The organism is Streptomyces sp. NPDC054847 (genome assembly GCF_053610925.1).
This window is the reverse complement of the sequence record NZ_JBSGZJ010000340.1, coordinates 1-7,776: the sequence shown is the minus strand read 5'-3', so window position 1 is coordinate 7,776 and position 7,776 is coordinate 1. Positions and strand designations below refer to the sequence as shown.

Genomic DNA, 7,776 nt, shown 5'->3' with positions numbered 1-7,776 from the left:
ACCAGAACCTGTCCGGGCCGGACGGGTTCCGGGCCGGGCGGGCCCGGTCACTTCCATGTCGCGGTGACGTCCTGGGTCTCGATGTGCATGCCCAGGGGCACCCGCCAGGCGTCCACGCAGACCGTGTACGCCTGCTTCCGCACGGCTCCGGGCCCGATCGGCGCGGGCAGCGGCCCGCTGGACTCGCGTGTGCCCCAGTCGACACCGAGCGCGCCGATGATGTGGGTGGCAAAGGTGACGGTCCCGGACACGGCGGCGGTGCCGCCGGTGTTGCGGAACTCCACGGTGACCTTCTCGCACCAGCGCCGGTCGAGGGCCTCGCGGACGGGCTCGCCGAGCAGAAGCACGGCCGGGCCTGTGGGGCCTGGCGCCGGATCGGACGGGCCGGGCGCCGGCGCTGAAGGTATCGGGGCGGGCGTGCCGCCGGAGCCCGAGGTCTGCTGCGGTCCACCGCTCCCGGCGGGGCCGGCGCCACTCGTACCGCTCGCGGATGTGCCGCCAGGGCCGCTCGACGCGTGATCACTGCCGCCCTCCGGGCCGGTGGCAGGCCCGCCGGTGCCCTGTCGGGGTGCCATCCTGGCCGCGCCCGTGGTCGCGCCGTCGGCGGGCTCTTCGCTCCCGTCCAGCGGGGCGAGCGAGACCTTGCCCTTCGGCGGCACGGCAGCGGTGGGCGCACGGTCCGGTCCTGAGCCGGCGGCGCCGAGGGCAACCTCCCCCTCGCCGCTGCTGCCGCACGCGGTCAGCGCTCCGCCGAGGCAGAGCGCCAACGCCACGATCCCTGAACCGGTTCGCCGTCGCATCGCGTCATTGTGGCTGACGGCCCGTTAGGAAGGAAGCTTCCGGAAAACCTCTTCGAGACGGGCCCCGAGCGGACGGAGCCCGGCTCGTCAGTCGGCGATCAGCCCTTCCCGCAGCTGTGCCAGCGTGCGGGTCAGCAGACGCGAGACGTGCATCTGGGAGATGCCGACCTCCTCGCCGATCTGCGACTGGGTCATGTTGGCGAAGAAGCGCAGCATGATGATCTGCCGCTCCCGGGGCGGCAGTTTGGCCAGCAGCGGCTTGAGGGACTCGCGGTACTCGACACCTTCCAGCGCCGAGTCCTCGTAGCCGAGGCGGTCCGCGAGCGAGCCTTCGCCGCCGTCGTCCTCGGGCGAGGGCGAGTCGAGCGAAGAGGCCGTGTAGGCGTTGCCCACGGCGAGGCCGTCGACGACGTCCTCCTCCGACACCCCCAGTACCGCGGCCAGTTCGGGAACGGTCGGGGAGCGGTCCAACTTCTGGGCGAGCTCGTCGCTCGCCTTGGTGAGTGCGAGGCGCAGCTCCTGGAGCCGGCGAGGGACCCGCACGGACCACGAGGTGTCACGGAAGAAGCGCTTGATCTCGCCCACGACCGTCGGCATCGCGAAGGTGGGGAACTCCACGCCCCGTTCGCAGTCGAAGCGGTCGATCGCCTTGATCAGGCCGATCGTGCCGACCTGGACGATGTCCTCCATCGGTTCGTTGCGGCTGCGGAACCGCGCCGCGGCGTACCGCACGAGCGGGAGGTTGAGCTCGATGAGGGTGTCGCGCACGTAGGTGCGCTCCGGGCTGTCGTCGGCCGCGCCCTCGCTGTCCAGGGTGCGAAGCCGCAGGAACAGGGAACGGGAGAGAGTGCGGGTGTCGATGGCTTCCGAGCTGCCGGGCACGACGGGTGCGGGCGCGCTTGGAGCGCGAGTGAGCACCTTCGAGCTGCCCTGTTCTACGGACATGCCACCCCCTTGAGGTCGCGGACGGTCGCGGTGGCCGCGACCGTCTGAGGAACGCAGCCTCCACCTGAATACCGGCGGCGAGGCTGCGGCAAACGCGGTTCCAGCAGAATGTCACATGTCGGCAACACGCTGTAGTGACATGTCGACAAGTATCGCGCGAAAATGCCCAGTAAACAGGGGGTGTACGGCTTTTGAGCCGCCGTCAGCGGCTCAGAGGTGCTCTACCCGTTCGAGCTACGCTTCGATCCTGTTTGCGGAACGAAGTCGAGCGAAACTTCTCGCCAGCAGTCGCGACACGTGCATCTGGGAGACGCCCAGTTCCTGACTGATCTGCGACTGTGTCAGGTTGCTGTAGTAGCGGAGCATCAGGATCCGCTGTTCGCGCTCCGGCAGCTGGACGAGGAGATGCCGCACCAGGTCGCGGTGTTCGACGCCGGCCAGCGCCGGGTCCTCGTAGCCGAGCCGGTCCAGCAGCCCCGGCATGCCGTCGCCCTCCTGGGCCGCTTCGAGCGACGTCGCGTGGTACGAACGGCCGGCCTCGATGCAGGCCAGCACCTCGTCCTCGCCGATCTTCAGCCGCTCGGCGATCTCCGCGGTCGTGGGGGAGCGCCCGTGGGCGGTCGTCAGGTCCTCGGTGGCCCCGTTCACCTGCACCCACAGCTCGTGGAGGCGCCGCGGCACGTGCACGGTCCGCACGTTGTCGCGGAAGTACCGCTTGATCTCTCCCACCACCGTGGGCATCGCGAACGTCGGGAACTGCACGCCGCGGTCCGGGTCGAACCGGTCGATGGCGTTGATCAGCCCGATCGTGCCGACCTGGACCACGTCCTCCATCGGCTCGTTGCGGCTGCGGAACCGGGCCGCGGCGTACCGCACGAGCGGGAGGTTGGCCTCGATGAGCGCGGCGCGCACCCTGGAGTGCTCCGCGGTCCCCGCCTGGAGTCCCTTGAGGCGGCCGAACAGCACCTGGGTCAGAGCCCGGGTGTCCGCACCGCGCCTCTGCGGCCTCGCGGCAGGGGCGGTGTCGTCCGGCCTCTCGTTCTGAGGTGGCACCTGAGGCGCAGTACTGGCCGACACGGTCAAGCCACCCCTTTGCGGTCATTTTCGGTCAACTCATCCGTCAAAAGCGGTCATAGCATCACAAGACATGTCCACTGTGTGCAAGCACCCGATAACGCCGTGTTGACGTCCTGCTGGGACGGAAAACCGACGAGCCCCCCGCCCTGGTGGGCGAGGGGCTCGTGGAGGGGACTTCAGAACTCGTAGTCGGCGATCACCCACGTGGCGAACTCGCGCCACTGTCCGGCGGCCGCCTGATGGGCCGGATGCTCGATGTACCGCTTCAGCGCGTCCTTGTCGGCCACGGCCGAGTTGATGGCGAAGTCGTAGGCGATGGGCCGGTCCGTGATGTTCCAGGCGCACTCCCAGAACTCCAGCTCCGGTACGACGCCGTCCAGCTCCTGGAAGGCCTTCACTCCGGCGGCGACGCGGGGCTCGTCGCGCTCGACACCCTCGTTGAGCTTGAAGAGGACCAGATGGCGGATCACGGGGCACTCCCTGGTTGGCCGGCAGGCGGGGGCCTGTCCGGCGGATCTTGGCCGGGGGCCGCGATGCCTGGCGCGGCCCTAGTTGACGAGCTCGGTCATGAACTCTCCGACGCCCTGCGCGGCGCTCGAAATGCCCTCGAACCCTACCCCCACCAGGTCGGCCGCCCGGTCGGGGGAGTTGATGATCGTGTACAGGATGAAGACGACCACGATGTACACGGCTATCTTCTTGGCTTGCACCATCGGCCCCTGTCTCCCCTGCTGTCCTGCCCCGGCGACGCGTCGCGTGAGTCTAGCCGAGCGCATTCGGACAGATTTTCCACGGCCAAGAGCCTGTTCCCCGCGCCCTTTCAGGCGCGCGGCGGGCGGAGCGTGAGCCGCGGAGCCGCTCACCGGACCCTGGCCGTGGTCCCCCGATCGTGCCCACCGGGCCGGCCCGGACCGGCGTCCGCCGGAGGCTGCGCCTCGGCGCGCTCTGCGTGCAGGCGTCGGATCCTCAGCGGTTTCAGCGGTGCCTGGAGATCCCTCTGCGGGCCGCGGCGTACGGCCGGAAGGCCGGGGACGTACCGAGAGGTCCGCGGCCACGACGAAGGCCCCCGTGCCATGCACCGGGGCCTTCGACAAGAGCGGTAGCGGAGGGATTTGAACCCTCGGTGACTTGCGCCACACTCGCTTTCGAGGCGAGCTCCTTCGGCCGCTCGGACACGCTACCGGGAGAGAGCTTAGCCCAAGGTGGGCCGTGCTCTGAAATCGGTTATGGGCAAGCGTCCGCCGAGCTCGTTCCCGACTGCCGGCGGGCACGGTTCAGCGGTCGCCCGGCCGGTCCCTGAAGAACGCCGTGAGCTGCTTCGAACACTCCTCGCCCAGCACTCCGCTCACGACCTCGGGCCGGTGGTTGAGCCGGCGGTCCCGTACGACGTCCCACAGGGAGCCCGCCGCGCCGGCCTTGTCGTCGCGCGCCCCGTAGACCACGCGCGCCACCCGCGACTGCACGATCGCGCCGGCGCACATCGTGCACGGCTCCAACGTCACGACGAGCGTGCAGCCGGTCAGCCGCCACTCGCCGAGGACGACGGCGGCCCTGCGGATCGCCAGCACCTCGGCGTGCGCGGTCGGATCGCCCGTCGCCTCCCGCTCGTTGTGTCCGACGGCGAGGATGGTGCCGTCCCCGGAGAGCAGCACGGCGCCTACCGGCACGTCGCCGCCCTGCTCCGCGCGGTCCGCCTCGCCGAGGGCGAGGCGCATCGACGCCTCCCACGGACCGCGCACAGGGTCGTTCCACGGCACCGGTTCCGGCGTACGGTCCGGTGCCTGTTCGTCTGCCGGGCGGGGCACTAGCGCACGGTCTCCAGTACCTCGCCGGCGCCGAGCGCGTCCGCGATCTCCGACAGCGCGTCCGTCTCCAGCGCCAGCAGTTCCTTTTCGGACAGCCCAAGATCGGCGAGGATCTCGCGGTCGCCGGCCGGACCCGTCGGGACGGACTCGCCGGCCTGGGCTGGCAGGTCCACCGTGTCGGCCCCGTCCTCCTCCGGTTCTCCGTCCTCCGTACCGTCGAGGTCCAGCGCGTCGAGGTCGGCGGCAGGGTCGTCGTCGTCCCCGCCGAGCAGTTCGTTGGTGAGGATCTCCCCATAGGAGGAGCGTGCGGCAGCGGCCGCGTCCGAGACGAAGATCCGAGGGTCCTCCTCGCCCTCGACCCGGAGGATGCCGAACCAGGCGTCCTCCTGCTCGATGAAGACCAGGACCGTGTCCTCGTCCACCGAGGCTTCGCGGGCCAGGTCGGTCAGATCCGACAGGGTCTCCACATCGTCGAGCTCTGTGTCGCTCGCTTCCCACCCGTCATGAGTGCGCGCGAGCAGTGCGGCGAAGTACACCGTGACTCTCCCACTGATCAGAGGTGTGACGACCGGCGGCGCGTTCTGCGTTCGTGCCCCGCCCACTCGGAATCGTGGCAGAAAGAGGCGCGTTGCGAGAGGTCTTCCGTCGTTGCGTCGGCCATCAGTTCTTAAGGGGCTCGTGGGACGGTCTACCAGCGAAAGGTCCGCATGCGCATCTGCCGGCGCATCCGGGCCGCTCGGGCGCGTCGCGGCTGGACACGGTCGCGCAGCGCTTTGGCCTCGTTCAGTTCGCGCAGGAACTGGGCGCGTCGTCTGCGGCGCTCCCCGTCGGTCGCGATCTCCTGCTCCGGCTCCGGCTCCGGCTCGGTCTCCGGCATCGGCCACACCACCCCACGGCTGTCTCCGTACTCCCCCGGGACCTGTCCGCGGGCACTTCCTCGGCCCCGCGGCCTGGGGAGACACCTCTCCACCTTCCCTCCGGAACCGTCCTTGATGCGAGCGCGGGCTACTGTTGACGCCATGCGGATCCACGTCGTCGACCACCCGCTGGTGGCGCACAAACTCACAACGCTGCGCGACAGGCGCACCGACTCCCCTACCTTCCGGCGGCTCGCCGACGAGCTGGTCACCCTGCTCGCCTACGAGGCCACCCGGGACGTGCGCACGGAGCAGGTCGACATCGAGACCCCGGTGACCCGGACGACCGGTGTGAAGCTGTCCAGCCCGAAGCCGCTCGTCGTGCCGATCCTGCGGGCCGGCCTGGGCATGCTCGACGGCATGGTCCGGCTGCTGCCGACCGCCGAGGTGGGCTTCCTGGGGATGATCCGCAACGAGGAGACGCTCGAGGCCTCGACGTACGCGACGCGCATGCCGGAGGACCTCTCCGGGCGCCAGGTGTACGTGCTGGACCCGATGCTGGCGACGGGCGGGACGCTGGTCGCCGCCATCCGTGAACTGATCAAGCGTGGCGCGGACGATGTGACCGCGGTCGTGCTTCTCGCGGCGCCGGAGGGCGTCGAGGTGATGGAGCGCGAGCTGGCGGGCACGCCGGTGACCGTCGTGACCGCCTCCGTCGACGAGCGTCTGAACGAGAACGGGTACATCGTGCCCGGCCTCGGTGACGCGGGTGACCGCATGTACGGGACGGCCGAGTAGCGGTCCGTCAGTGGTGCGGCCGACCGCGCCGCGGGACACGGGAAGGGCCGGAGCGATCCGGCCCTTCCGTCGTTCCCGGGGCGCTCCCTAGCACTTGCCGGAAGGTGCCGGCTTCGGCTGCGACAGGGCCGCGAGGGCGACGTCCGCGCTCGCCTTCGCGTCGAGGGTCTTGAACGCGGTGCCGATGATGAAGTCGACGTCCGCGGTCGTGCGGGTGTCGGTCTTCGCCTGGAAGCCCCGCACCTGGGTGCCGAGCACCCGGAAGGCGCCGCTCTGTGCGGTGGACGCCCCGAGCAGTACGGCGGTGCCGGGGACCTTCTTGTCGTAGGCAGCCGGCGCGTTCGCCACCTTGCCGATCTTGAAGCCACGTTTCTTCAGTTCGTCGGCCGTCGACTTGGCGAGACCGGCGCGCGGCGTCGCGTTGTAGACGTTCACCGTGATCTGGCGCGGCAGCGGCGGCGGGGGCGCCGCGGAGGGGGACGGGGCGGGCTTGCACCGGGTGCCGCCCCCGCTCGCGGAGGTCTTCGCGCCGCCGCCCGTGAACGCGTCGATGAGCTGCAGCGTCCCCCAGCCGGCGAGGCCCAGCGCGACCACCGCGGCGACAGCCGCGAGGACGATCCTGCGGCGGTTCCGGGGGCGTCGCATTCGTGGGTACTTGTCGCCCGTGATGCGGTACTTTCCGCCCATGCCCGGGGGAGTCAGCATGCTCATGGGCGCAGCGTAATGCGGTGTGGTGGCCGTGCCTACTAAACGATCAGTTGATTGCGTCCGTACGGTGTCGAAAGGGCCCCGAAAGGATCAGCCGCAGACCGTGGCGGGCCGCCCTCGGGGCGCCGCCGGCCGTCGCCGCGGCCCCGGGGAAGCGCCGGTCCGCTCAGCCCAGCTCGAGCACGCGGGCGTGCAGGACCTGACGCTGCTGAAGGGCCGCGCGCACGGCGCGGTGCAGCCCGTCCTCCAGATAGAGGTCGCCCTGCCACTTCACGACGTGGGCGAAGAGGTCCCCGTAGAACGTCGAGTCCTCCGCGAGCAGCGTCTCGAGATCCAGCTGTCCCTTGGTGGTCACGAGCTGATCGAGGCGGACCGGGCGCGGCGCGACATCCGCCCACTGCCGGGTGCTTTCCCGGCCGTGGTCGGGATACGGCCGCCCGTTACCGATGCGCTTGAAGATCACACGGAAAGCCTACCGGTCAAGAGGCTCATGGCGCAGCAACGGAACCGCGGTGCGATCCGATCAATACTTTGCAAACCGGGAGAATGGGGTCTCTCGCTGCTCTTTCCCGTCGGCCCGGGGCAGCGTCCATGGTGTCCTCGCGGGTTGTTCCGAGGCCGTCATCGCCTTTGGTGCAGGGGCGCGGCGGGGCCCGGTCGATCCCGCGGACCGTGCGACTGATTCGCTCGAACGGGGGGGCGGCCTCACTCGGACCTCCGAGCGCCCAAGGACGCGCCGGAAGATCTCGCGGCCCTCTGCGGGGGCGGCGCGCCGCGGGCGATGAG

11 protein-coding genes and 1 tRNA gene are annotated in these 7,776 nt (G+C 70.3%); 1 reads left to right on the top strand and 11 read right to left on the bottom strand.

The features are described 5' to 3' along the window. Positions 1 to 47: 47 nt before the first annotated feature. From ACWGH4_RS26440 to ACWGH4_RS26400, 9 genes are all read right to left on the bottom strand, one after another. Positions 48 to 800 (bottom strand): hypothetical protein, encoded by a 753-nt coding sequence (locus ACWGH4_RS26440; RefSeq protein WP_453465361.1) that lies wholly within the window; start codon positions 798 to 800, stop codon positions 48 to 50. A gap of 87 nt (positions 801 to 887) precedes the next feature. Further along, positions 888 to 1,745, bottom strand: a complete 858-nt coding sequence (locus ACWGH4_RS26435; protein ID WP_453465359.1) for an RNA polymerase sigma factor SigF — start codon at positions 1,743 to 1,745, stop codon at positions 888 to 890. A gap of 234 nt (positions 1,746 to 1,979) precedes the next feature. After that, entirely contained in the window at positions 1,980 to 2,822 is an 843-nt protein-coding gene (locus tag ACWGH4_RS26430) for an RNA polymerase sigma factor SigF (protein ID WP_037776580.1), read from the bottom strand. A 176-nt stretch (positions 2,823 to 2,998) separates the two neighbouring features. Continuing rightward, complete coding sequence (locus tag ACWGH4_RS26425) at positions 2,999 to 3,292, bottom strand: Dabb family protein (protein WP_159690095.1); 294 nt, start codon at positions 3,290 to 3,292, stop codon at positions 2,999 to 3,001. A 78-nt stretch (positions 3,293 to 3,370) separates the two neighbouring features. After that, positions 3,371 to 3,535: a hypothetical protein gene (locus ACWGH4_RS26420; RefSeq protein WP_182327695.1), complete on the bottom strand. Its 165-nt coding sequence runs from the start codon at positions 3,533 to 3,535 to the stop codon at positions 3,371 to 3,373. A gap of 384 nt (positions 3,536 to 3,919) precedes the next feature. Further along, positions 3,920 to 4,004: transfer RNA gene (locus ACWGH4_RS26415), tRNA-Ser, on the bottom strand. A 92-nt stretch (positions 4,005 to 4,096) separates the two neighbouring features. Next, complete coding sequence (tadA, locus tag ACWGH4_RS26410; protein WP_453465356.1) at positions 4,097 to 4,627, bottom strand: tRNA adenosine(34) deaminase TadA; 531 nt, start codon at positions 4,625 to 4,627, stop codon at positions 4,097 to 4,099. After that, on the bottom strand, positions 4,627 to 5,163 hold the full coding sequence (locus tag ACWGH4_RS26405) for a tRNA adenosine deaminase-associated protein (RefSeq protein ID WP_453465354.1): 537 nt from the start codon (positions 5,161 to 5,163) through the stop codon (positions 4,627 to 4,629). The genes tadA and ACWGH4_RS26405 overlap by 1 nt, the downstream gene beginning before the upstream one ends. A 152-nt stretch (positions 5,164 to 5,315) precedes the next feature. Continuing rightward, the gene (locus ACWGH4_RS26400; RefSeq protein ID WP_453465352.1) at positions 5,316 to 5,504 is read right to left on the bottom strand and encodes a hypothetical protein; all 189 of its coding nucleotides are present in this window, start codon (positions 5,502 to 5,504) and stop codon (positions 5,316 to 5,318) included. 142 nt (positions 5,505 to 5,646) lie between these two features. Between ACWGH4_RS26400 and upp the strand changes: the two genes are divergently transcribed. Beyond that, entirely contained in the window at positions 5,647 to 6,282 is a 636-nt protein-coding gene (upp, locus tag ACWGH4_RS26395) for a uracil phosphoribosyltransferase (RefSeq protein WP_441263227.1), read from the top strand. Between the two features lie 87 nt (positions 6,283 to 6,369). Here upp and ACWGH4_RS26390 read toward each other — a convergent pair whose 3' ends face one another. Both ACWGH4_RS26390 and ACWGH4_RS26385 read right to left on the bottom strand, forming a co-directional pair. Continuing rightward, a complete protein-coding gene (locus tag ACWGH4_RS26390; RefSeq protein ID WP_453465350.1) occupies positions 6,370 to 6,993 on the bottom strand; it encodes a LytR C-terminal domain-containing protein in 624 nt (207 codons plus the stop codon). A gap of 163 nt (positions 6,994 to 7,156) precedes the next feature. Continuing rightward, entirely contained in the window at positions 7,157 to 7,453 is a 297-nt protein-coding gene (locus tag ACWGH4_RS26385) for a type II toxin-antitoxin system VapB family antitoxin (RefSeq protein ID WP_003955420.1), read from the bottom strand. Between the last annotated feature and the right edge of the window lie 323 nt (positions 7,454 to 7,776).

What these genes read in the sequence shown, in the direction of transcription:
- ACWGH4_RS26420 (WP_182327695.1), bottom strand. Translation starts at nt 3,535, where the DNA reads ATGGTGCAAGCCAAGAAGATAGCCGTGTACATCGTGGTCGTCTTCATC.
- ACWGH4_RS26440 (WP_453465361.1), bottom strand. Translation starts at nt 800, where the DNA reads ATGCGACGGCGAACCGGTTCAGGGATCGTGGCGTTGGCGCTCTGCCTC.
- upp (WP_441263227.1), top strand. Translation starts at nt 5,647, where the DNA reads ATGCGGATCCACGTCGTCGACCACCCGCTGGTGGCGCACAAACTCACA.
- ACWGH4_RS26435 (WP_453465359.1), bottom strand. Translation starts at nt 1,745, where the DNA reads ATGTCCGTAGAACAGGGCAGCTCGAAGGTGCTCACTCGCGCTCCAAGC.
- ACWGH4_RS26390 (WP_453465350.1), bottom strand. Translation starts at nt 6,993, where the DNA reads ATGAGCATGCTGACTCCCCCGGGCATGGGCGGAAAGTACCGCATCACG.
- ACWGH4_RS26400 (WP_453465352.1), bottom strand. Translation starts at nt 5,504, where the DNA reads ATGCCGGAGACCGAGCCGGAGCCGGAGCCGGAGCAGGAGATCGCGACC.